Annotated in this window: 26 protein-coding genes; 11 read left to right on the top strand and 15 right to left on the bottom strand. The window is 72.7% G+C overall.

Translation table 11 applies throughout. The features are described 5' to 3' along the window. The first annotated feature begins 31 nt into the window (after positions 1–31). Complete coding sequence (locus H5965_RS44535; protein WP_310977355.1) at positions 32–877, top strand: alpha/beta hydrolase; 846 nt, start codon at positions 32–34, stop codon at positions 875–877. Here the strand turns inward: H5965_RS44535 and H5965_RS44530 are convergent. Both H5965_RS44530 and H5965_RS44525 read right to left on the bottom strand, forming a co-directional pair. Continuing rightward, positions 851–1855 (bottom strand): pirin family protein, encoded by a 1005-nt coding sequence (locus H5965_RS44530; protein WP_310977354.1) that lies wholly within the window; start codon positions 1853–1855, stop codon positions 851–853. The genes H5965_RS44535 and H5965_RS44530 overlap by 27 nt on opposite strands. A 66-nt stretch (positions 1856–1921) precedes the next feature. Next, positions 1922–2533, bottom strand: a complete 612-nt coding sequence (locus H5965_RS44525) for a PhoU domain-containing protein (RefSeq protein ID WP_310977353.1) — start codon at positions 2531–2533, stop codon at positions 1922–1924. A 112-nt stretch (positions 2534–2645) separates the two neighbouring features. Here H5965_RS44525 and H5965_RS44520 point away from each other — a divergent pair, with 112 nt between their 5' ends. The 3 genes from H5965_RS44520 to H5965_RS44510 all read left to right on the top strand — a co-directional run bounded on the left by H5965_RS44520 (position 2646) and on the right by H5965_RS44510 (position 3974). Next, a complete protein-coding gene (locus tag H5965_RS44520) occupies positions 2646–3080 on the top strand; it encodes a single-stranded DNA-binding protein (RefSeq protein WP_310977352.1) in 435 nt (144 codons plus the stop codon). A gap of 168 nt (positions 3081–3248) precedes the next feature. Further along, positions 3249–3539 carry a hypothetical protein gene (locus tag H5965_RS44515; protein WP_310977351.1) on the top strand — a complete coding sequence of 97 codons (291 nt, stop codon included), beginning with the start codon at positions 3249–3251 and terminating at the stop codon, positions 3537–3539. Positions 3540–3692: 153 nt separating this feature from the next. Then, positions 3693–3974: a hypothetical protein gene (locus H5965_RS44510; protein ID WP_310977350.1), complete on the top strand. Its 282-nt coding sequence runs from the start codon at positions 3693–3695 to the stop codon at positions 3972–3974. Here the strand turns inward: H5965_RS44510 and H5965_RS44505 are convergent. Beyond that, positions 3950–4351 carry a zinc-ribbon domain-containing protein gene (locus tag H5965_RS44505; protein WP_310977349.1) on the bottom strand — a complete coding sequence of 134 codons (402 nt, stop codon included), beginning with the start codon at positions 4349–4351 and terminating at the stop codon, positions 3950–3952. The genes H5965_RS44510 and H5965_RS44505 overlap by 25 nt on opposite strands. A gap of 157 nt (positions 4352–4508) precedes the next feature. Here H5965_RS44505 and H5965_RS44500 point away from each other — a divergent pair, with 157 nt between their 5' ends. Further along, positions 4509–4934, top strand: a complete 426-nt coding sequence (locus H5965_RS44500) for a nitroreductase/quinone reductase family protein (RefSeq protein WP_310977348.1) — start codon at positions 4509–4511, stop codon at positions 4932–4934. A 1-nt stretch (position 4935) separates the two neighbouring features. On the opposite strand, the gene H5965_RS44495 is transcribed toward H5965_RS44500, so the two are convergent. The 4 genes from H5965_RS44495 to H5965_RS44480 are packed head-to-tail and all read right to left on the bottom strand — an operon-like array spanning position 4936 to position 9111. Then, positions 4936–7050: a transglycosylase domain-containing protein gene (locus H5965_RS44495; RefSeq protein ID WP_310977347.1), complete on the bottom strand. Its 2115-nt coding sequence runs from the start codon at positions 7048–7050 to the stop codon at positions 4936–4938. A 36-nt stretch (positions 7051–7086) separates the two neighbouring features. After that, on the bottom strand, positions 7087–7908 hold the full coding sequence (locus H5965_RS44490) for an ABC transporter permease (RefSeq protein WP_310977346.1): 822 nt from the start codon (positions 7906–7908) through the stop codon (positions 7087–7089). Then, positions 7868–8674, bottom strand: coding sequence for an ATP-binding cassette domain-containing protein (locus tag H5965_RS44485; RefSeq protein ID WP_310977345.1), 807 nt, complete (start codon positions 8672–8674; stop codon positions 7868–7870). The genes H5965_RS44490 and H5965_RS44485 overlap by 41 nt, the downstream gene beginning before the upstream one ends. Continuing rightward, positions 8671–9111, bottom strand: coding sequence for a MarR family transcriptional regulator (locus tag H5965_RS44480; RefSeq protein WP_310977344.1), 441 nt, complete (start codon positions 9109–9111; stop codon positions 8671–8673). Before H5965_RS44480 ends, H5965_RS44485 begins: the two co-directional genes overlap by 4 nt. A gap of 354 nt (positions 9112–9465) precedes the next feature. Here H5965_RS44480 and H5965_RS44475 point away from each other — a divergent pair, with 354 nt between their 5' ends. The 4 genes from H5965_RS44475 to H5965_RS44460 all read left to right on the top strand — a co-directional run bounded on the left by H5965_RS44475 (position 9466) and on the right by H5965_RS44460 (position 11994). Continuing rightward, on the top strand, positions 9466–10020 hold the full coding sequence (locus H5965_RS44475; RefSeq protein ID WP_310977343.1) for a PspA-associated protein PspAB: 555 nt from the start codon (positions 9466–9468) through the stop codon (positions 10018–10020). A 97-nt stretch (positions 10021–10117) separates the two neighbouring features. Beyond that, the gene (locus tag H5965_RS44470) at positions 10118–10525 is read left to right on the top strand and encodes a VOC family protein (protein ID WP_310977342.1); all 408 of its coding nucleotides are present in this window, start codon (positions 10118–10120) and stop codon (positions 10523–10525) included. An 81-nt stretch (positions 10526–10606) separates the two neighbouring features. Then, positions 10607–11230 (top strand): hypothetical protein, encoded by a 624-nt coding sequence (locus H5965_RS44465; RefSeq protein WP_310977341.1) that lies wholly within the window; start codon positions 10607–10609, stop codon positions 11228–11230. Between the two features lie 74 nt (positions 11231–11304). Next, on the top strand, positions 11305–11994 hold the full coding sequence (locus H5965_RS44460) for a GNAT family N-acetyltransferase (RefSeq protein ID WP_310977340.1): 690 nt from the start codon (positions 11305–11307) through the stop codon (positions 11992–11994). On the opposite strand, the gene H5965_RS44455 is transcribed toward H5965_RS44460, so the two are convergent. Next, positions 11991–12416: a hypothetical protein gene (locus tag H5965_RS44455; RefSeq protein WP_310977339.1), complete on the bottom strand. Its 426-nt coding sequence runs from the start codon at positions 12414–12416 to the stop codon at positions 11991–11993. The genes H5965_RS44460 and H5965_RS44455 overlap by 4 nt on opposite strands. Positions 12417–12563: 147 nt before the next feature. On the opposite strand from H5965_RS44455, the gene H5965_RS44450 reads away from it, so the two are divergent. After that, entirely contained in the window at positions 12564–12911 is a 348-nt protein-coding gene (locus tag H5965_RS44450; protein ID WP_310977338.1) for a hypothetical protein, read from the top strand. Positions 12912–12919: 8 nt separating this feature from the next. On the opposite strand, the gene H5965_RS44445 is transcribed toward H5965_RS44450, so the two are convergent. The 5 genes from H5965_RS44445 to H5965_RS44425 form a co-directional block, all read right to left on the bottom strand. Further along, positions 12920–14197, bottom strand: coding sequence for an ATP-binding protein (locus H5965_RS44445; RefSeq protein ID WP_310977337.1), 1278 nt, complete (start codon positions 14195–14197; stop codon positions 12920–12922). Positions 14198–14371: 174 nt separating this feature from the next. Then, complete coding sequence (locus H5965_RS44440) at positions 14372–15802, bottom strand: carboxylesterase family protein (protein WP_310977336.1); 1431 nt, start codon at positions 15800–15802, stop codon at positions 14372–14374. A 199-nt stretch (positions 15803–16001) separates the two neighbouring features. Next, positions 16002–18176 carry a xanthine dehydrogenase family protein molybdopterin-binding subunit gene (locus tag H5965_RS44435; RefSeq protein ID WP_310977335.1) on the bottom strand — a complete coding sequence of 725 codons (2175 nt, stop codon included), beginning with the start codon at positions 18174–18176 and terminating at the stop codon, positions 16002–16004. Further along, entirely contained in the window at positions 18173–19135 is a 963-nt protein-coding gene (locus H5965_RS44430; protein ID WP_310977334.1) for a xanthine dehydrogenase family protein subunit M, read from the bottom strand. Before H5965_RS44430 ends, H5965_RS44435 begins: the two co-directional genes overlap by 4 nt. Next, on the bottom strand, positions 19122–19574 hold the full coding sequence (locus tag H5965_RS44425) for a 2Fe-2S iron-sulfur cluster-binding protein (RefSeq protein WP_310977333.1): 453 nt from the start codon (positions 19572–19574) through the stop codon (positions 19122–19124). The genes H5965_RS44430 and H5965_RS44425 overlap by 14 nt, the downstream gene beginning before the upstream one ends. Positions 19575–19766: 192 nt before the next feature. Here H5965_RS44425 and H5965_RS44420 point away from each other — a divergent pair, with 192 nt between their 5' ends. Next, positions 19767–20342: a TetR/AcrR family transcriptional regulator gene (locus tag H5965_RS44420; protein WP_310977332.1), complete on the top strand. Its 576-nt coding sequence runs from the start codon at positions 19767–19769 to the stop codon at positions 20340–20342. Here the strand turns inward: H5965_RS44420 and H5965_RS44415 are convergent. Together H5965_RS44415 and H5965_RS44410 are read right to left on the bottom strand one after the other, a co-directional pair. Beyond that, complete coding sequence (locus H5965_RS44415) at positions 20339–20698, bottom strand: hypothetical protein (RefSeq protein ID WP_310977331.1); 360 nt, start codon at positions 20696–20698, stop codon at positions 20339–20341. The genes H5965_RS44420 and H5965_RS44415 overlap by 4 nt on opposite strands. Before the next feature lie 393 nt (positions 20699–21091). Continuing rightward, the gene (locus H5965_RS44410) at positions 21092–22576 is read right to left on the bottom strand and encodes a CoA-acylating methylmalonate-semialdehyde dehydrogenase (protein ID WP_310977330.1); all 1485 of its coding nucleotides are present in this window, start codon (positions 22574–22576) and stop codon (positions 21092–21094) included. Positions 22577–22607 lie beyond the last annotated feature (31 nt).

Below are 22607 nucleotides of genomic sequence, written 5' to 3'. Positions count from 1 at the left end.
TCCCGCGGCCCGGACCTGCCAGGGTCGGGCCGTGCCGATCTTCTCCGCGCCGGACGGAACCGCCCTCGCCGTCCACCTCGCCGGAGCCGGAGCCGAACTACCGGTGGTGTGCCTGCCCGGCGGCCCGATGCGAGCCGGCGCCTACCTCGGTGACCTCGGCGGCCTCACCACTCGCCGCCGCACCGCCGTGCTGGACCTGCGCGGCACCGGCGCCTCCGAACCGCCCGCCGATCCCGCCACCTACCGTTGCGACCGCCAGATCGAGGACGTCGAGGCCCTGCGCAAGCACCTCGGCCTCGACCGCTTCGACCTCCTGGGGCACTCGGCCGGGGCGAGCCTGGCCGTCCGGTACGCGGCCCGGTACCCCCAGCGCCTGAGCCGGCTCGCCCTGATCGCGCCGAGCCCGCGGGCCGTCGGCTTCGACGTCCCGGCCGACGAACGCCGGCGCATCATGGCCCGGCGCGCCGGCGAGCCCTGGTTCGCCGCGGCGGCCGCCGCCTACGAATCGATCGCCGCGAAGACGGCGACCCGCGCCGACTGGGCCACCTTCGCCCCGTTCTACTACGGCCGCTGGGACGAAGCGGCCCGCCGGCACCAGTCCGGCGAAGCCGGCCAGCGCAACGGGGCGGCCGCCCGGATCTACAACTCCACCGGCGCCTTCGAGCCCGGGACGACCCGCGCCGCGCTTGCGGCGGTCACCGCTCCGGTGCTCGTGCTGGCCGGTGAACTGGACTGGATCGCCAGCCCGGCTGTGGCGGATCGCTTCGCTGCCCTTTTCCCGGACGGCCGCGCCACCGTGCTGGCCGGGGCCGCGCACTACCCGTGGCTGGACGACGCGCCGGCCTTCCGGTCAGCCGTGGGCGGTTTCCTGGCCTGAGGCCGGGTTCCGGCGGGGCTTGATGCGCACGGCCGGCAACGCGGGCGCCGGCAGCCGCTCGCCCGCATAGCCCGTCACTTCGCCGAACTGGTCCGACCCGGCCTGCCAGGCTTCGCGGAACGCGACGATCTCCTCGTGGGTGCGGCCGACGAAGTTCCACCACATCAGGATCTCTTCGTCGAACGGCGTACCGCCCAGCAGCAGGAACCGGGCCGATTCGGTGCCGCGGTTGCTCAACGTCAGGGAGCGCACCCCGGTGCCGACGTAACCCAGCTCCGCCGCCCGGACGCGGGTGCCGGCCACGACGACGTCGCCGGTGTCGACGAGCACGCCGTGCTCGAAGCCGGGGTCCACGCCGAGCGACATGTGGGCGTCCGGTCCCAGCACGACTTCCGCGCCCAGCAGCGGCGTGAACGTCGGGATCGGCGACGTCCGGCCGGCCAGGGAGCCGAGGAACACGCGGATCTCGGCGCCTTCGATGCGGTTCACCGATGGGGCGTAGTGGTCGAACGCCCGCGCGGTGTGCCGGTGCCGTTCGGGCAGGGCCACCCAGAGCTGCACGCCGTGCAGCGTCTTGGTGGCGGCGGTCGAGACCTCGGAGTGGCAGATGCCGTTCCCGCCGGTCATCAGGTTCAGCTCGCCGGGCCGGACCAGCGCGTGCGTGCCGAGGCTGTCCCGGTGTTCGATCTCGCCGGAGAACAGCCAGCTGACGGTCTGCAACCCGGTGTGCGGGTGCGGGGCGACGTCCATCGCCCCGGGCCCGGCGACGTCGTCCGGGCCGTAGTGGTCGGCGAAGCACCACGCGCCGATCAGCGACCGCGACCGCTGGGGGAGGGTGCGCCGGACCCGCATCGCGCGGGGCCCGCCGAGGGGCACCTCCCGCGGCGTGAGGACCTCGACGGCCGGCCGGTCGGGATCGGCGGCCGCGGGCCGATCGCCGCAGGCGAGTTCGGCGGGGGCGGCCTCGGTGTTGCTCATACCGGCCACGGTAGTCGCGATGACGCCGGTGGCGCGGGTGGGCGGCGTCACGGCCCGCGGCAGCCACTAAGCCCCCATCGGCGCGAACCGGGCGGCCCGGCGTCCCACCCGGACCGCCGTCCCGGCGAACCGCCCGTAGACCGCGGCCAGCAACCCCAGATCGACCGCCACACCCACCCCGAGCGGCCACCCGCGGCCGTCCACCCACGCCCGCACCTCCCGCTCGGCCGTCCCCACCAGCGCGACCGCGTCACCGAGCGGAGCACCGTCCCCGCCGACCAGCACCTCGCGCAGCGCCCGCGCCGCGGCCACCGCATGCCCACCCAGCCGTCCCACCGCGGGCCGCACGTCCGACGGCACCGGCCCCCGCGCCTCGGCGACCTCCCGCGCAAGTCCACCCATCCGAGTGAGATCCGCGGCGGTGTGCACGGCCGCGAAAACCGCCTTCACCCCCGTCTCCGGCGGCGCGTGCAGGGCCAGCAGCGCGCACGCCTGGTCCTCGCACGCGGCCCCCAGCACAGTCACCGCGACGGCCTGTTCCCGCGCACGTCCGCCCAGCGTGTGGTCACTTTCCAGGACCGAGCGCGTGGCCTCCTCGAGCGCGATCGCGACGAGGTCGCCCAGATCCGCCAGCCGGTGGGCGAGCGTCACGAGCTCCTTCTCAAACGCCGTCGGCATGGCGGCAGGAAACCACCCCGCCCGGGTGTCGGCATCCGGAATTGTCGGACCCCCGTGCTGTCCTCATCGGCAAGAGCGGTGCACCCCGCACCCGGAGGACAAGGAGAGACCGATGGCAGGCGAAACGATGGTCACCGTGGTCGGCAACCTCACGAGCGACCCCGATCTGCGCTTCACCCCGGGCGGCTCGGCGGTCGCGAACTTCACGGTCGCGAGCACCCCACGCGTGTTCGACCGCGGGTCCGGTTCCTGGCGCGACGGTGACGCGCTGTTCCTGCGCTGCAGTTTGTGGCGGGAGTACGCGGAAAACGTCGCCGAGTCGCTCGTGCGCGGCGCCCGCGTGATCGCCCACGGCCGGCTGAGACAGCGGTCGTACGACACGAAGGAGGGCGAGAAGCGCACCGTCGTGGAGCTGGAGGTCGAGGAAATCGGGCCGTCCCTGCGGTACGCCACGGCCAAGGTGACCAAGGCCGTCCGCGCCACGGGCAGCGAAGGGAGCGGTTCCTGGACCCCGGAACCGGTGGGGGCGGGGAAGCCGCCCTTCTGACCCCCATCCGTTCGCGACCGGCCTCCGAACGCTCGTCGACGGGGCTTCGACCCGTGCTGGATTGCCTGCGGTGACGATGAGGGGACGCTCCGGCCGAGCCTGATGTCGAGATCCCGCGTGCCGATTCGACGCAGGAGCAGAGGCCGACCACGAGCGGGAGGGACCGACATGGACGGGAACGAGAACACCGGCTCACCGGCCGCGCACCCGGAGGTCAACCACCGGATGCGGGCGATGCTCCGAGCGGTCGGCGCCGGCCGCGCCCGGGTGTCGTGCAGCAGCGAACCGGACCTGTTCATCGACGGCCTCTCGTGCGGCGACCAGTTCGCGGCCCACGCGCTGGCCCACCAGGGCCTGGTCCGCGCGGCCCGCCGCGGCCGCCCGGGCGAGCTGGTGCCGGCGGTCCTGACCCCCGCGGGCCAGGCCCTCATCGCCCCCGAGCAGGAATCGGCCGCCTGAACCGGCGACCGGTGGATGTTTGACAACTCAACAGAGAAGGCCCCATCCCGCCGGCAGGCGAGGGCCGCACGAACCAGCCGGCGGCCCCGGACCACCGGCGACGGCCCGCGCCTACCGGCCCCGCTGCGGGAACTGGCCCGGCGCTTGCCGGCCGTGCTGTGGGAAACCAGGTCCGGCGGCGGCCTGCGCCTGCTGGCCCTGCTGTGGAAGCAGGGCCGGGCGACGGCCCCCGCTTACCGGCTCTGCTGCGGGAATCGGCCCCGGCGATGGCCCGCGCCTGCTGGCCCTGCCGCGGGAGTCGGGTCGGGCGGCGGCCTGCGCCTGCTGGCCCTGCTGCGGGAGTCGGGTCGGGCGCTGGCCGGTGCCTACCGGTCCTCGCTGCGGAAACCGGCCCCGGCGGCGGCCCGCGCCTACCGGCCCTGCTGCGGGAACTGACCCGGCTGCTGCCCCTGCGGGAACTGGCCCGGCTGCGGGAAGCCCTGCGGCTGGGACGGGTGCGGCGGAAACCCTTGCGGCGCAACGCCCTGCGAGGGGTGCGGCGGGTAGCCCGAGGCGGCCTGCTGCTGGGCCTGGCCCTGCTCTTCCTGGGCCTGCAGCCGGACCGCGTCCTCCTTCGGGATGCGGTTCTCGATCCCGCAGAACGTGCACTGCGCCGTGTACTTGACGCTGATCGGGAACAGCGGGATGAAGAACAGCGTGAACTTCGTGACCGCCTTGCGCACCGCGTGCGAAGCCGGATTGCCGCACCGGCCGCACAGGAACGTCGTCATCGCCAGCACGTAGATGCGGGTACGCCAGCCCCAGATCAGCATCGTTCTTCTCTCTTTCGGTTCTTCCTTCGCCGCGCAGCCTCGCACACCGTTGCCCCTTGCCGGGGCGGTTTCGCCGATCCCACGCGCACCGGCATCCGGCGAACCGGACATTCGGCCCGAACCCAACGCCGTGGCCGAGGACAACTAGATTGGGATCATGCCGAGCGACTTCGCCCTGAAGACCATGAACGCCGTCCACCGCGGCCTGATCAAGCTCACCGGTGGGCGGGTGGGCTGGCAGGTCGCCATGCCGGTCCTGGAGCTCACCACCGTCGGCCGCAAGAGCGGGCAGCCGCGGTCGGTGCTGCTGACCTCGCCCCACCAGGACGGCGACACGTGGGTCGTCGTGGCGTCGCGGGGCGGCGACGACACGCACCCCGCGTGGTTCCTCAACCTGCGTGACCACCCCGACGTCGAGGTCTCGCTGAAGGGCGGCCCGAAGCAGCCGATGCGTGCCCGCGTCGCCGACGCCGAAGAGCGGGCGCGGCTGTGGCCCAAGATCACCGCCGACTTCAAGAACTACGCGCAGTACCAGACGAAGACCGAGCGCGAGATCCCGCTCGTCTTCCTCGAACCGCGGTAGCTCACGACCGCGCCGTCAAGTAGGCCGGGTCGGCGGCGGGGATCGGCCGGTCCGGCACCCCGGCCAGCAGCCGGCTCATGGCGTGGAAGTACGGCGGCGCGGCCACCGTGCCGCCGAACGCCCCGTGGCCGCAGTCGCCGAGGTGCACCGGGGTACCCGGGCAGATCTCCCGCGGGTGCGGCCCGTCGGCGAACACCATCGACGACACCGCGTAGTCGTCGACACCCCCCACGAAGGCGACCGATTCGCTCAGCTGCGTCGTACCCGTCTTGCCGATGTCGGGCCGCGTCCAGCCGGCCGCGCGGGCCGCTTCGGCGGACGTGCCGCTCGTGGTGTCCTTGCTCAGCCCCGCTTCCAGGGTGTCCGCCACGCCCTGGGGGACGACCCGCTCGCACGCCTGCTGCGCGACCGGCACGGCGTTGCCGTTCCGGTCGGTCACCGACAGGATCGGGTTCGGCGGGCACCAGACGCCGCCGCTCATCAGCGTCGCCGAGACGTTCGCCATCTCCAGCGGGCTGACCGGGCTGTTGCCGAGGGTGAACGACAGCAGGTTCTGGAAGTACTGCGACTGCGGCTCGCTGAATTGCGGGTTGCCCGACTTCGGGTCCGGCGTGCGGCCGGCGTCGTTGGTCGCGAGGGTGTTCCGCAAGCCGAGCTTGTAGGCCATGTCCAGCACGGCGGGCATCCCGACCTGGCTCTCGAGCCCGACGAACGCGACGTTCGGCGACGTCGCCAGGCCGTCGGCCAGGCTGATCGGGTCCGCGTAGTGACCGTCGTTGTGGACGGTGTAGCAGGACGCGTGCGCATCCGGCACCGGGAAGCACTGGCTGTCCGGGTTGGGCAGCGGGGTGTCGAGGCCCGCCTTGCCGGAGACGAGGGCCGCGGCCGAGGTGAAGATCTTGAACGACGAGCCCGCGCCGAACTCGTTGCTCGCGTCGGCGACGATGTCGGTCGACGTCTCGCCCTGCGCCGGATCGGTGCCGTAGTTGCGGTTGGCGACCATGGCGAGCACCTGGTGCCCGTCCTGGCCGGGCTGGACGACGGCGAAGGTGTTGGCCACGCCGTCCTGGGTGGTCGGCACGTTCGCTTCGACGGCGTCCTTGGTCACCTGCGAGACACGCGGGTCGAGGGTGGTCTTGATCGTGTACCCGCCGGTGGCCAGCCGGTCGGCGGTGAACCCGGCGTGCACCAGGTAGCTCTCCGCGTAGGCGCAGAAGAAGCCCGCGTCCGGGGCCGCGCCCAGGCAGGTGCCGGACGGGGTGACCGGGCCGTTCGGCACCAGCCCGAGCGGGGCCGCCTTCGCCGTCGTCGCGTACGAGGCCGGGATGGAGCCGTTGGTGACCATGTCGTCGATCACCAGGTTGCGGCGCTGCAGCGCCTTGTCCGGGTGCGTGTACGGGTTGTAGATGCTGGGGTTGTTCACCATTCCGGCGAGCAGCGCCGCCTGCGGAACGGTCAGTTTGTCCGGGCTCGTCCCGAAATACGCCTTGGCCGCCGCGCCGACCCCGTACACGGTTCCGCTGAATTCGACCACATTGAGGTAATTCGCCAGAATGTCGTCCTTGCTCATGGTCGCGTTGAGCTGGACGGCCATTTTCGCCTCGCGCAGCTTGCGGGCGAGCGAGTCCTCGCGGTCGGCCTGCTGGGCGGCCGGGTCGTTCCGGTCGACGACGTTGATCAGGTAGTTCTTGACTTCCTGCTGTGTGATCGTCGAGGCACCCTGCAGCGCTCCGCCGGTGCTGTCGTTGACCGCCGCGCGGAGCATCCCCTGCATGTCGACGCCGCCTTCGGTGTAGAACCGGCGATCCTCGACCGCGATGATCGCGGCCTTCATCGTGGTCGCGATCCCGGCCGCGGTGACGGGCAGGCGGTCCTGGGCGTACAGCGTCGCGATCGGGGTGCCGTCGCGGTCGGTGACCGTGGTCACCAGCGGCGGATCGGCGGCGGCGAGCTGAGCGGAAATGGCGTCCACCGAATCGCTGACCTGATTCGACAACAAGCCCGCGCCGATGGCGGCGGGCGCCACCGTTCCGGCCACCAGAATTCCGGCGAGCAGACACAAACCGACAAAAGGGACCACGCCCCCGCGACGTTTCACGAATTCGAGATTAGGCATCGGGCGATAAAGCTTCCGTTCGGTGAGACATGTGCCTCACCGGGCCAACCTGCCCAGCAGTGCCGACGCGACCGAAACGGCCACCGCCGTCGCCACCGCCAGCACGGCGAAATCGGTCCCCAGGTGGGCGGGCGTCCCGATGAGCAGCCCGCGCAGCGCGTCGACCTGGTAGCTCAGCGGGTTGACGTGGCTGAGCACCTGCAGCCACGACGGCATCAGGTCCACCGGGTACAGCGCGTTCGAGCCGAAGAACAGCGGCATCGTGATCGCCTGCCCGATGCCCATCAGCCGTTCCCGCGAGAGGACGATCCCGGCGATCACGATGGACAGGCAGCAGAAGAACGCCGAACCGAGCACGAGGACAACGGCCATCGCGAGGAGCTTCAGCGGGTTCGCGGTCAGCCCGACACCGAGCACCGCGGCCAGGATCAGGACCATCAGCGCCTGCACGAGCGCGCGGACCCCGGCCGCGAAGGCCTTCCCCGCGACGAGCGCCGCGCGCGGGGTCGGGGTCACCAGGAGCTTGGCGAGCACACCCGCGTCGCGCTCCCAGATGATCTGGATGCCGTAGAAGATCGCGATGAACAGCGCCGACTGGGCCAGGATGCCCGGCGCCAGGAAATCGAGGTACGGCGTCGAGCCGGTCGGGATCGCGCGCAGCCGGGTGAACGTCTCGCCGAAGATCAGCAGCCACAGCGCGGGCTGGATCGCCCTGGTGAGCAGCTCGGTCTGGTCGCGCCGCAGCTTCTGCAGCTCCACCAGGCACATCGCGCCGACGCGGGCGCCGAGCACGCGCAGCCGGCGCAGCGGGCCCTCGTCAGCCGAGACGGCGGGCGGTACGGCGAGTGGCACGGACACCGCGGATCCCTCCTTCTTCGTGGTCGATCCGGTCCCCGGTCACCGCGCGGAACACATCGTCCAGAGTGGACTCCGGCCCGAGACCGGCCTCCAGTTCGGCGGGGGTGCCCAGCGCGCGGATCCGGCCGGCGTGCATCAGGGCGACGCGGTCGCAGTACTGCTCGGCCTCGTCCATGTAGTGCGTGGTGACGAGCACGGTCATGCCGGTCGCCTCGCGGATCGAGGCGATCCGGTCCCACACCGACGAGCGCGCGACCGGGTCGAGCCCGATCGTCGGCTCGTCGAGGATGAGCAGCCGGGGCGAGCTGACCAGGGCCTGGGCGAGCTCGAGCCGGCGGATCATGCCCCCGGAGTACGTCTTGGCCGTGCGGTCGGCGTCGGCGGCCAGCCCGACCAGCTCCAGGGCCAGCCGCACCTGGTCGGCCCGCTCCCGGCGCGGCACGTCGAAGAGCCGCGCGAACAGGGCGACGTTCTCGCGGCCGGTCAGCGCGCTGTCGGCGGACAGCTGCTGCGGGACGTACCCGATCAGCCGGCGCACGGCCATCCGGCGGCGCGCGACGTCGACGCCGAAGACGGTGATGCGGTCCGGGCCGGCCGGCAGCAGTGTGGTGATCATCCGGAGGGTGGTCGTCTTGCCGGCGCCGTTCGGGCCCAGCAGGCCGAACACCTCGCCCGGGTGGATTTCGAGGTCGACACCGTCCACCGCGCGGGTCGCGCCGAACGAGTGGCTCAGGCCGGTGCAGCGCACCGCCGCGGGTTCGGTCATGGCTGCTCCTTCAGGATGCCCACGAGTTTTTCCAGTACCGGCAACGCATGCCCGATCGCGCCGATGTCCTCTTCGGACAGTTTGGCGAGGGCATCGGCGACGAGCCCGGTGCGGGCGCGGCGCCAGGCGGCCATCCGCTCGGCGGCCGCGGCGGTGATCTCCAGCCGCGCCGCGCGCCGGTCGGCGGGGTCGGCCTCGCGGCGCAGCAGGCCCGCATCGGCGAGCTGGTTCACCAACGTGCTGACCGAGTTGTTGGCCAGGTGCAGTTCGCGAGCGGCCGCGGCGACGCCGATGCCGGGGCGGTCGGCCACCACGCGCAGCAGCTCGACTTGGGCGCCGGGCAGTGGGCTGCCGGGCACGTCGGCCCGCACCCGCCGGCGCACCACGCGCCGGATGCCCTGAACGGCCCCCAGCAGCCGGTCGGCGAGTTCGGTCATGCTCGCGAAGGTAGCTCTGGGTCAGATCTATTAGCAATGCTAAATGTCTGGTTGGCGAGGAAAGGGCGAAAGTGCCTCCGACACTTCCGGAGTCGGGCCGACCTCCGCAGGGCCGTGATCACGATCGCCCGAGGCCGAAAGGGACACCGCTGATCGGTGGAACCTGACCGGGCGTGACCGTTCGGCGGCGAAGTGCTGCCGTTCGCCGCGTGCCCGGCCGGTTCGGGACCGGAACTCCCGGCGCGGGCGCATGCTGTCCTTTCCGGCCCCGCGTCCCCGCGCCTGACGTCCACAGTGGACACTGCCAGAGCGCCCGGTCCGGCGGCCTCCGAGATGAGGATAGGAACGTTCGTCGTGACCCTGCTGGACAGCAAGCTCGTCCGGTGCTGGACCTCCCGCCCGCACCTGCAGTCCCTCTACACCCTCGCCGCGGCCGCCCCGCGGGTGCGCGCCGCCCTCGGCCTCGCGCCCACCGGCGGCGGTACGGTCGACTTCAAGGTGGCGGGGGACGCGCTGGCCCGCACCGAGGCGGAGCTGATCGCCGCGACGTCGGCGCGGCTGCCGGTGCACCCGCTGGTGACGCAGGACCTGCAGGGCCGGTCCACGGTCCGGTGCTGGCGGCGCAACCGCGACCTGCGCGTGCTGACCGGCGACCTGGTGGACGTCGCGGACCGGCTGGCCAGGGCGGGGTACGGCGGCTCCCTGCGGTTCGCGACCGTCGAGTTCGGTGAGCCGGCCGGGCGCCGCGAAGGGAAGCTCGCCCTGGTGTACCTGTTCGACCGCGGCACGTTCCACACCGCGGCCCCCGGAGCCCGTCAGCTGGACCGGGCCCTGGAACTGCGGGCCCGGGCGGCCTTGCACGGCGCGCTGCCGCTCGAACCGGTCGCGCAGCGGCGGTTCGTGCTCTGAGCCGCTTTCGAAGAGCCGTGACGCTGAAAATCCGCCGATTGGCGCAGCCCCGGTGGTCTGCGAGGATGCTGCTCTCGTCCGATCGAAGGAGATGGCCGTGGCTTCTCGTCTGAACCCGTACCTGCGCTTCCGCGACGACGCGCGGCACGCCATGGAGTTCTACAAGGGTGTCTTCGGCGGCACGCTCACCCTGAACACGTTCGGGGAATCCGGTTCACCCGAAGGAGCGGACGCGGACAAGGTCATGCACGCCCAGTTGGAGGCCGAAAACGGCTTCACGCTGATGGCGTCGGACACCCCGGCCGGGATGGAGCACAACCGGGGCACCAACATCTCGGTCAGCCTCAGCGGGGACGACGCCGACGACCTGCGTGGCTACTGGGACAAGCTGAGCGAGGGCGGCACCGTCACGGTTCCGTTCGAAAAGCAGATGTGGGGCGACGAATTCGGTGCCTGCGTCGACAAGTTCGGCATCCCCTGGATGGTCAACGTCGTGCACGGCTAGCCACGAGCCGTTGCAGCCGGTGCTCCCGTCGGTGACGATGGAGGAGCCGGCGTGGCGTGGCGCCGGGCCGAAGGAGGCCCGATGGCGGGTTTTCCCTGGACGTGTGCGCAGTGCGGCGCGGTCAACGACCCCGCGGCGCGGCGTTGCGCCCGGTGCGCGGGCCTGGCGCCGGGCCGGGCTCGTGCCCGGGCGCTGTGGGTGCTGCTGACCCTGATGGTGGTGGCCGGCGTCGCGGTGGGCGGGGTCCTGCTGTTCACCGGGCGCTCGCGGCCGCCGCCGTCCGCGACGGGGCCGTTCCCGGAGTACACGACACCCGCGCTGCCGACCACCAAGACCGTGGTCACGACCGCGAACAGCGTGACGCCGCCCGTCACGCCGTCCACGAGCACGGCAACGGACAAGCCCTGCCCGCAGGACGCCGCGCGGTACCTGCCCGGCGGCACGGGCACCGCGCTGCTCGTGGCGCAGACCGCGAAGTCCCTCGTGACGATCTGCCGGACCCCCGACGGCCGGATCTTCTACGACGGCCAGGCCCGCGGGCAGCCGGCCTCCGACGACACCCACATCATGCTGCCGGCCCAGGCCGAGGGCGACGGCTTCGTCGCGGTCAACGGCGACTACCGCTATCAGGTCGGCGGCGGCAGGCTGGTGGTGTCGGCCGGGTCCGGCGTGCTCTCGGACGAGGAGCTGACCACCGTCGGCTGAGCGCCGATCGTGCGCCCCTACCCAGGATGTGGGAGTGTCGGCGGTCACCGGGCCCCGATCAGCATGCTGGACCCATGGCTTTTCCGCTGGACAACCCGACCTGGGCGTCGCTGGCCGGACCGCACGCCCACTTCGCGGAACGGCAGGGGCGCGTGCTGCGCTACCCCGAGGACATCGCGCCCTTCCTGGCCCTGCCCGACGACCCGGGCGAGCAGGACTGGCTGGACGTCGCCGAGCTGGCCGGGCCGGGTGCGGTCGTCGTGCTGGCCGCGACCGTCGCCCGGCCGCCGTCCGGCTGGGAGGTGCTCGACGAGGTCCGCGGCGTGCAGCTGGTCGACGAGGGGGTCGCGGCCGCGCCCGAGCCCGAAGCCGTCCGGCTCGGCCCCGCGGACGTGCCGGAGATGCTGGACCTCGTCGAACGGACGCGGCCGGGGCCGTTCCGGAAGCGGACCGTCGAGCTCGGCACCTACCTCGGCATCCGGCGCGGCGGCGCGCTCGTCGCGATGGCCGGCGAGCGCCTGCACCCGCCGGGCCACACGGAGATCAGCGCGGTCTGCACGGACCCGGCCCACCGCGGGCAGGGCCTCGCGACGCGCCTGGTGCTCGCGGTGGCCGCGGGCATCCGCGAGCGCGGCGAGATCCCGATGATGCACGCGGCCGCGAGCAACACCTCGGCGATCCGCCTCTACCTCTCGCTGGGGTTCGCCCTGCGGCGCCGGCCGGACTTCGTGGCGGTGCGCGTGCCGCTCGCGGTCGCGGTCTAGGCACCGGTCGACGACCCGGGCCGGACGATCATCAGCACCGTCACCACCGCCCACAGCAGGTTGAACACGCCGGTCAGCATGGCCAGCCGGCCGAGCGTGTCCGATGTGGACTCCGCGGCCAGCAGCCGCTTCTGGCGCGGCAGGATCAGCAGCGCGAGCACCGCGGCCGCGACCGCCGTCAGGCCGATCGACACGAGCAGCCACGGGTCGCCCATGACGTGCATCGTGCCCGCGACGCCGAAGCCGAACACGGGCACCGCGATGGCCGCGTAGGCGTACACGCGGCAGATGCGGTGCAGGAGGGTCGCCGCCTTGACGTCGTCGCGGCGGACGGCGGCGGGGAACATGCTGGCCGCGACCGCGACCGGGCCCACGGCGAGGATCGCCGCCAGGACGTGGACCGAAAGCAGGATTTTCGACACGCGCCCGAAGTTAGCGATCTTCACGGCTCCGGGGGAGTGGCTGGATCGCCAGGAACCGCCGGGATCCGGCCACCTCCCGGCGCGATGTCGATCCCAGGCCTCCCGGATCGACGCTTCGGTGACGGGAAGGGGAGCACGATGACCGCCATGACCAGTACCTCGAACCGAGTCCGGAGCCTGCCGGTCCTGCTCGCCACCGAGGACGACGCCGAGGACATGGGCCTGCTGGCGCCCGACGACCGGCTGACCTGCCACGTGCACGGCCGGTGGATCCACCAGTGCGTCGCCTCGCCGGCGCACGTCAGCCCGGTCACCCGGCACCGCTGGTGCCGCGGCTGCCGGACCGAGCTGGCCGTCGCGGTGGACGAGCTGGCCCTGGCCGTGACGATGTCCTGCCCGCGTTGCGGTGATGGCGGCAGTGCCGCCACCGCCCGGCTGACCGCGGCCTGCCGTGCGAGCCTCGCCGCCGAGCGCGCGGCCCGCCACGCGGCCTGAGAGCTTGGCTAGCCCGGCACCCACATGGTGACGCGGGTGCCGCGGCCCGGCTGGGAGTCCACCGTGCCGTGCCCGCCGACCTCGGCCAGCCGGGCCATGATGGACTGGCTGATGCCGAAGCCCGGGGGCCGGTCGCGGACGTCGAAGCCCTGGCCCTGATCGCGGGCCACCACCGCGATCCCGCCGTCGCGTTCCTCCACGCGCAGCACGACCTGCTTCGTCCCCGAGTGCTTCACCGTGTTGCGCAACGCTTCCCGGACGGCTTCGCACAACGCGGTGCGCCGGTCCTGCGACACCTTGTGGTCGTCGGCGAAGTCCGCGGCGACGAGCTGCGTGCGCAGGCCGTCGCGCGCCAGATCGGTGGCGACGTCGGCGAGCTCGACGGCGAAGCTCCGGGTCGGCCCGGTCGGTACGGGCTCGGTGATCCGGCGGCGCAGCTCGGCCGCCTCCGCTTTGGCGACCGAACGCAGCTCCGAAAGCCGCGTGACGGCCTGGGCGTCGTCGCCTGGGGCCGAAATGGCGAGGGCTTCGAGGGTTTGCAGCACGCTGTCGTGCATGATGCGGCGCGTCCGGCGGCGCTCGGCCTCGCGCCCGCGCCGCAGTCCGATGTCCACCGCGAACCGCGTCCCGACGCCGAGCAGGATGAGGATCGCCACGGCGAGCACGATCGCCACCGCGAGCGCCACCATGCAGCCGATCGATCGCGTCATGGCGAGCTCGTCGCTCAGCGGCAGCCCGCCGGCCAGGGTCAGCAGCGCCCGGAACGGAACGGCCGCGGCGAACAGCCACAGCGCGGCGGGCAGCCCGGACGTGCCGGCCCACATGGCGACCGAGCCGACCAGCCAGGTCCACGAGACGTCGACGGCGAACGGCTGGATCGCGGCCGGCGCCGTCATCGCGACGACGAGGTTGAGGACCACCCCGAGGGAAAGGTCCAGACCGAGGGCGCGCCCGGTGAGCCGGGCCCGCAGGCCACCCGAGCGCAGCACCCAGACGACGGCCGCGGTGTTGGCGGCGACGGCGAAGAGGGTGGCCCCGAGCACCGGCCCGAGCCCCAGCACGCCGTTCGATGCGGTGAACCCGATGAACACCTTGACGAAGGCAGCGGCCCGGTAGGCCAGCGGAACGGCCACCCAGTAGCGCGAGGCACGGGCGAGCGTCGCGTCCCCGACGGCGGTCAGGTCGCCGCTGTCGCCCACGGGGTCGGCGGGTTCCGCGGGTGTGCCGCTGCGTAGAAGCGTGCGGACGAAGGTGCGCGGCGGTGCGGCAGAGCCCGCCTCGGGCATCGGTGGTCCCCATTCATCCGGCCGTCCGGGCGGCCTGAGCCTGGCAGCGGGGCAGGGGAGTCGTCAACCGTTCCGGCCCGGAGCCAGCCCGCTGGAGCAGAGCCCTCGACCGCTTCGTGATCTCCCGGTCGCCCACGGGAGGGGAGTGGCCGGCGCACCGCACCCGCGCCGCGGTCAGTACGCGTGGAACATCGTGTCCTCGCCCGTGTACCCCGCCCAGCCCGGCGAGCCCGTCGTCGCGAAGCGGAGCCACGCGCCGTTCAGCTCGGCCGCCAGCTCGTGCGGCGGGTTCTCGCCCAGCAGACCGCGCGGCCCCGAAAGCGCGTCCAACGCCCCGAACACGAACGGCAGCTCCAGCCCGTGGCACGCCCCCAGCCGGCCTTCGAGGAGGGGCGAGCCCCACTCGAACTCGTACCGGAACGTGCGGCCGGTGTGGTTCTCCGCCAGGTCGCGCACGCCGTCGCGGAAGACCAGGTCCGTCAGGGCCTCGACCAGGACCTCGCCCGCCGTGCGGCCCGAACCGAGGCCGTAGGCGTACAGCACGCCCGCCGGGTCCGGGTGCGAGACCGCCAGGGAGGCCACCGCCTGGTCGTCGGTGACCGCTTCCAGCGCGCCCGTCGGGACCAGGTAGAGCCGCATCTCTTCGCTGCAGCTGCCCGCGATCAGGTCGACGTCGCGGCCGGCGCCCGCCTTGATCGCCTTGGCCGGGTGGTGCGGCAGGACGTCGTCGCCGATCACCGGGAGGAAGGGGCTTAGGCCGTAGCCGCGGTCGTACCCCAGCGCGTCGCGGAGGTCGGGGGCGCCGCCCGGGCGGAGGACCGCGTCCTGGGCGTCGAGCAGCTGCTCGGTCGACACCTTGCGGAACGCCTCCGCCGTCGGTTCCGCCTTCAGTTCGTCCGCGACGACCTTGGCCAGGCGCCGGGCCTGGACGCCGTCGCGGACCATGTCCGGGTGTCCGCTTTGGACGATCGCGCGGCGGAACAGGCCCGTCGAGAGGGGCGAGCCGAGCAGGCAGGCGACGCTGACCGCGCCCGAGGCCGCGCCGAAGAGGGTGACGTTGGCCGGGTCGCCACCGAAGGCCGCGATGTTCTCCCGCACCCAGTGCAGGGCCGCGAGCTGGTCGCGGAGGCCGAGGTTGGTCGCGCCGCCGTCCAGGGGGAGGAAGCCGTCGATGCCGAGCCGGTACTGGACCGTCACCAGCACCGCGCCGGCGCGGGCGAACGCCGTGCCGTCGTGGACCGCGGCGGACGCGGCACCGCCGAGGAACGCCCCGCCGTGCACGAACACCAGCACCGGCAGGGAAGCGGCGCCCGGCTGCGGGGTCCAGACGTCGACCGTCAGGTACTCCGGTCCCGGCCGCCAGCCGGTGCCGGTGAGCGGGGTCAGGTCGAGGCCGGGCACGTCGTGACGGCGCTGCGGCGCCGTCGGCCCCGGTCTCCGCGTCTCGCGGACGCCCTCCCACGGTGGAGCGGGGACGGGCTCGGCGAAGCGCAGCTCGCCGTCGGGCGCGGCGGCGTACGGAATGCCGCGGAAGAGCACCACGCCGGCGGGGGTGACCTGACCGCGGACCGCGCCGGACGTGGTGGGGACGACGGGGTCGGTCATGCGGGGGTCCCTTCGTGGACTGTCGGGGGAAGCGCCCGTCAGCCTAGGACCGCGGACGGGCCGCCGTCATGGGCGTTCCGTCTCTCGCGTTGTCGCGGATGGATAACGGCGCCGGGCCCGGATTGGCCGGATGCGCGGCGGCACCGTGAATTCCTGGTGCGGTGCGGGCAGGGCGTCCGGGAACGCCCTGCCCGCACGGTCAGCCTTCGAGGAGGTCCTCGATGGTGATCGGGATGTGCCGGACGCGGATGCCGGTGGCGTTGTAGACGGCGTTGGCGACCGCCGCCGCCATGCCGACGGTGCCGATTTCGCCGAGGCCGCGGGCGCCCACCGCGTTGTGCAGGGTGTCGGGGTACTCGACGAACTGGACGCCGACTTCCGGGATGTCGGCGTTGACCGGCAGCAGGTAGCTCGCGAAGTCGCCGTTGGCGAGCCGGCCGTTCGCCTCGATCTCCAGGCCCTCGTGCAGCGCGGCCGAGACACCCCAGATCATGCCGCCCATGATCTGGCTGCGGGCCGCCTTGTCGTTGATGATCCGGCCGGCGTCGAACACGCCGAGCATCCGGGACACCCGCGCCTCGCGCGTCCACTTGTGCACCCGGACCTCGCAGAACTGGGCGCCCCACGAGGCGAAGGAGTGCTTGGTCAGCTCCTCGCCCGGCGCCGACGTCCCGGTCACGTCGAGCGTTTCGCGGCCGACGGCCCGCAGCAGGTCGCCGAAGGTCATCGACTCGCCGTCGGCGAAGACGCGGCCGTCGGCGTAGGTGACCTGGCGCCCGGCGAACGGCGCGCCGGGGTCGGACGCGAGCGCGGTGAGTTCGTCGATCGCCTTGGTGGCGGCGAGCATGATCGCCGTGCCCGCGCTCGCCGTCGCCGTCGAGCCGCCCGACATGCCGCCCGGGGGGAGGGCCGAGTCGCCGAGGCGCGGGGTGATCCGGTCGGCCGGGATGTCCAGCGATTCGGCGCCCACCAGGGAAAGCACGGTGAGCAGGCCGGTGCCGGGGTCCGCGCCGCTGGTCGCGACGACGGCGGTGTCGTCCGCCCGCAGCGTGATGCCGACGGTGGCCGGGAAGCGCAGGGCGGGGAACACCGCGGTGGCGACGCCCATGCCGACGAGCCAGTCGCCGTCGGTGCGGGTGCCCGCCGGGCGGTGTGCCCAGCCGAAGCGGTCCGCGCCGACGCGGAAGCACTCGTCGAGGTGCTTGCTCGACCACTGCAGGTCGTGGCCGGGCGGGGCGGTCGAGTTGTTGCGGACGCGCAGCTCGATCGGGTCCATGCCGAGCTTCACGGCGAGCTCGTCGATCGCGCTTTCCAGCGCGAACGAGCCGGGTGCCTCGCCGGGCGCCCGCATGAACGTCGTCGGCGGCACGTTCAGCGGCACGATCTTCTGGCTGATCGAGAGGTTCCGCGTCGCGTACCACTCGCGCGAGGTGCCGTGCGACGTCGGTTCGACGAACGACCGCGCGGTGTCGGTGTGGCACCACGAGTCGTGGCGGAGGGCGATCAGCGTGCCGTCCGGCTCGGCGCCGATCGCGAGCTTCTGGACCGTCGCGGCCCGGCCGGCGGTGGCGGTGAAGACCTGCTCGCGGGTGAGCGCGGCCTTCACCGGCCGGCCGAGGGCGCGGGCCGCCGCCGCGGCCAGGAAGGCCGGTGTGGAGGTGCGTCCCTTGCCGCCGAACGCTCCGCCGACGAACGGGTTGACCGCGTGGACGGCCTCCGGCGCCAGGCCGAGCGCGATGGCCAGTTCGGCCGCCTGCATGTGGGACGCCTGGTTCCCGCTGTAGACGGTCAGCTCGCCGTCGTCCCACACCGCGACCGCGGAGTGCGGTTCCATCGCGGCGTGGTTCTGCGTCGCGGTCGAGTAGGTCGCCTCGACGACCACCGGGCTCGCGGCCAGGGCGGCTTCGAAGGACTCGACGCCGTCTTCGAGCACCTCGATCTCCGGGGGAGCGCCGTCCATGGCCGGCGGCGCGGGTTCGGCCGTGTCGAGGTGCTCGGCGAGCGAGGTCCGGGCGGGCCGCTCGCGGTAGGTGACCGCGACGAGCGCCGCGGCGTCCCTGGCCTGCTCGAACGTCTCCGCGACCACGAAGCCGACGGGCTGGCCGTAGTAGGTGACTTCCTTGTCCTGCAGCGGAACCCAGGTGTCACCGAAGATCGGCAGGCTCGGGGTGTTCAGCGCCAGCGGATCGAACGGCGTGTACACCTCGAGCACGCCGGGCGCGCTCTTCGCCGCGGTGACGTCCATGGCCTCGATCTCGCCGTGGGCGATCGTGCTGAGCAGGACGTAGCCGTAGACCATGCCGGGGAAGGTGTGGTCGGCGCCGTACTTGGCGCCGCCGGTGACCTTCAGCGGCGCGTCCAGCCGGGTGATCATCGGGAGCTCCCGTCGGTCAGTTCGAGCAGGGCCCGGACGATGGTCCGCTGCAGCAGCGGCACCTTGAACCCGTTTTCGGACAACGGCCGCGCGCCGTCGGCGGCCACCGCCGCGGCCGCTTCGAAGGCGGCTTCGGTCGCCGGGCCGCCCCGCAGGGCCGCTTCGACGGACGGCAGCCGCCACGGCACCGTCCCGACCCCGCCGGCCGCGACCCGGGCGTCGGCGACGATCCCGTCCCGGACGTCCAGCGCGACCGCGGCGGAGCACAGCGCGAACTCGTAGGACTGCCGGTCGCGCACCTTGACGTAGGTGGAGTTCGCGGCCCAGTCCAGCCGCGGCACGATCACCTCGGTGATCAGTTCGCCGGGGCGCAGGTCGTTCTCCACGGCCGGGGTGTCGCCGGGCAGCTGGTAGAAGTCGCCGAGCGCGACCTCACGGGTGCCGGACTCGCCGGCCAGCCGCAGGCGGGCGTCGAGCGCGACCAGGGCGACGGCGACGTCGCTGGCGTGCGTGGCCGCGCACGAGTCGCTCGTGCCGAGGATCGCATGCATCCGGTTCGCGCCGGTGAGCGCGGGGCAGCCGCTGCCGGGAACGCGCTTGTTGCAGGGCATGGCGACGTCGCGGAAGTACGAGCAGCGCGTGCGCTGCAGCAGGTTTCCGCCGATGCTGGCCATGTTCCGCAGCTGCTGGGACGCGCTCAGCAGCAGGGCGCGCGAGATCGCCGGGTAGACACCGGGGTGCGCGGCGATGGCGCTCATCCGCTCGAGCGCGCCGAAGCGCAGCCCGTCGTCGGTGTCGATGCCGCGCAACGGCACGTCGTTGATGTCCAGGACGTGCTGCGGCGTCAGGACGTCCAGCTTCATGAGGTCGACCAGGGTCGTCCCGCCGGCGAGGTAGGTGCCGGGCGTGGCGACCGCCGCTTCGACGGTGGTGGGTGCGGTCAGCTCAAAGGGACGCATCGGCCCGCCTCGCCTGCTCGACGGCCTTCACGATGTTCGGGTAGGCCGCGCACCGGCAGAGGTTGCCGGACATGAACTCCCGCACGTCTTCGACGTCCTGCTCGACGGCGGCGACCGCCGACATGATCTGCCCGGAGGTGCAGAACCCGCACTGCAGGGCGTCCTGGTCGACGAACGCCTGCTGCACCGGGTGCAGCCTGTCCTCTGTGGACAGTCCTTCGACGGTCGTCACCGGCTGCTTGACGGTGGCGGCGAGGGTCAGGCACGACAGCACGGGCCGGCCACCGACGTGCACGGTGCAGGCGCCGCACTGCCCGCGGTCGCAGCCCTTCTTCGGGCCGGTGACGGCGAGGCGCTCGCGCAGCGCGTCCAGGAGCGTGACGCCGGGATCGACGTCCAGGTGTTCGGTCGTGCCGTTGACTTCGAGTGAGATGTCCACTGGTCTCTTTCCGCGGAGCCGGGCGGTTGCCCGACGGTGTGGTGGGGCGGTGAAGGCGGGAGCGGATAGTCATCCGCTTCACTCGGTCGCGAGGCTAGCGGATTACAATCCGCTTGGCAACGAACGGGCAGGCTGGAGCAGCTCCAGGACTCGGCTAGATTCAGCGGGACGGCACGACCACCGGGAGGGACGATGACGACCGGATCGGTCAGCCCGCGCCGAGCGGACACGCGGCGCAACCACGAGCGCATCCTCATCGCGGCGGCGGCGTCGCTGGCCGACACGGGCGAGGTCTCGTTCAACGCGATCGCCAAGCAGGCCGAGGTGGGCGTCGGCACGGTCTACCGGCACTTCCCGACCCCGGAGGCGCTGATCCTGGCGGTCTACCGGCGGGAGGTCCGGCACATCGTCGAGGTGGTGCCGGTGCTGCTGGAGAAGCACGCCCCGGAGGAAGCGCTCCGGGTGTGGGTGACCGACCACGTGGCCCACTACATGATGACGAAGAAGGGCTTGGCCGACGCGCTGCGCACGGCAACGGCGGCCCGCGGCGAGCTGCCGGGCGACGCGTACGAGGACATGCTCGGCGCGGTCGCGGCGATGCTCGAAGCCAACGTGGCGGCCGGGACGGTCCGCCCGGGCCTGACCCCGGAGCTGGTCATGAGAGGCATGGGTGGCCTCCTGTGGCTCGACCCGAACGGCGACTGGCGCCGCGACGCGGCCGACCTCGCCGACCTGTTGTGGCACGGACTGGCCGCACAACGCGACTAGGCCTCGCTGTCCAGCCGGACGGTGACGGTGACGCGGCCCTTCGGGTCGCGGCGGGCGACCGCGTGCCCGGTGCGCGCGGTGTCATCGAGTTCGAGGGTGAGCGGAGCACCGTCGCCGGTGAAGTTGCGCCACCACGACTTGGCATCGGGCAACCGCACGCCGATGGTGACGACATCGCCCGCCCGCCGATAGCCGACGGGCGTGCTGAAGGTCCGCCCCGACCGCTGGCCGGTGTAGGTGACCTGCGTGAGATGCCGCCGGACGAGCGACCCCCAGCGAGGGGAAGTCCGGAGCGCGCCAACGCAGGTGTTGACGCGCTCGACGGCGTTCTTCGGCAGCGGGCCTCGGTACCCCACGGCGGCCTCCTTCGGGTGGGCTGCTGCCACGGTACCGGAAAACGGAGAAGAGTGTTCCGGTTGCGGGGATGGCCGGTGGCTCGCTGGGGCGAGCGCTGCTGCGGCGGGGCGGCGAGGGGAAACGCTGGCCGGTGGGGCGGGCTGCCGGGGTGGTGCGGTGAGGACGAGCGGCGGCTGGTGGGTTGCGTTGATGCGTTGCTGCGGTGGTGCAGAGGGGCAGCGAAGATTGCAAACCGATGGGAGTGCGCTGCCGCGGCGGTGCGGTGGGCGGGCGGCGAGGGCGAACGCCGGGCCGCGGTGGGGCCTTGCGTTGATCGGCGGGGCCGCCGCTGCTCGGGCGGCGCTGCCGAGCGGGTGCGGGGCCGAGCGTCCAAGCGCTCCGCCCCCGCCGCGTCAGTTGGAGGTGGGGAAGGTGAAGGCCGCCTGTGAGTGGGGCCAGCGGGTGGTCACCACCTTGGCGCGGGTGTAGAAGCGGACTCCTGCCGGGCCGTGGATGGGGCTGTCGCCGATGAGGGAGTCCTTCCAGCCGCCGAAGGAGTAGTACGACATCGGGACCGGGATCGGGACGTTGACGCCGATCATGCCGACCTTGACCTCGCGCTGGAACTTGCGGGCCGCTTCGCCGCCGGCGGTGAAGATGGCCGTGCCGTTGCCGTACGGGTTGGCGTTGATCACCGCGATTGCCTCGTCGAGCGTCCGGGCGCGGACGATGGCGAGCACCGGGCCGAAGATCTCCTGCTGGTAGGCGTCCATTTCCGGGGTGACGTCGTCCAGCAGGGACGGGCCGACGAAGAAGCCCTCCTCGTGGCCTTCGACCTTCAGGCCGCGGCCGTCGACCACCACCTTCGCGCCTTGCTCGGCGCCGCGGGCGACCGAGTGCTCCACGCGCTCGCGGGCCGCCTCCGTGACGACCGGGCCCATGTCGCTGGCCGGGTCGGTGCCCGGGCCGACCTTCACTTCGCGGGCCTTGCGCTCGAGGATCTCCACCAGCTTGTCGCCGGCCGGGCCGACCGCGACGCCGATGGAGATCGCCATGCAGCGCTGGCCCGCCGAGCCGAAGGCGGCGGCCGTGAGGTGGTCGGCGGCGAATTCGAGGTCCGCGTCGGGCAGGACGACCGCGTGGTTCTTCGCGCCGCCGAGGGCCTGGACCCGCTTGCCCGCCGCCGTTCCGCGTTCGTGGACGTACTGGGCGATCGGGGTGGAGCCGACGAACGACACCGCCGCGACGTCCGGGTGGTCGAGGATGGCGTCGACGGCCGTCTTGTCGCCGTGCACCACGTTGAAGACGCCGTCGGGCAGACCGGCTTCGGCGTAGAGCCGCGCGACGAAGTTCGAGGCCGACGGGTCGCGTTCGCTGGGCTTGAGGACGAACGTGTTGCCGGTGGCGATGGCGATCGGGTGCATCCACAGCGGCACCATGATCGGGAAGTTGAACGGCGTGATCCCGGCGACCACGCCCAGGGGCTGGCGGAAGTCGTGCACGTCGACGTCGCGGGACACCTGGTCGGAGAAGCTGCCCTTGAGCGCGTCGGCGATGCCGCAGGCGTACTCGACGACCTCGCGGCCGCGGACGATCTCGCCGCGGGCGTCCTCGATCGCCTTGCCGTGCTCGGCCGAGATGATCCGGGCCAGCTCGTCTTCGTGCTGCACGAGCAGCTCGCGGAAGGCGAACATCACCTTGGTGCGCTGGGACAGCGACGAATTGCCCCACGACTCGAAAGCCTTGGCCGCGGCCGTGACCGCGGTGTCCACATCGGACGCTTCGCCGAGGAGGACCGACGCCTGCCGACGCCCGGTGGCCGGGTCGTAGACCGGCGCCGTGCGGGTCGAGCCCGCCGGGGTGGCCGTGCCGTTGATCCAGTGCTCGATGGTGTTCACGGGATTCCTCCGGTCGGTGCGGGGGAGCGGG

This window comes from Amycolatopsis sp. 505, assembly GCF_031625235.1.
Taxonomy (GTDB): Bacteria; Actinomycetota; Actinomycetes; order Mycobacteriales; family Pseudonocardiaceae; genus Amycolatopsis.
This window is presented reverse-complemented; position numbering and strand designations above follow the sequence as displayed.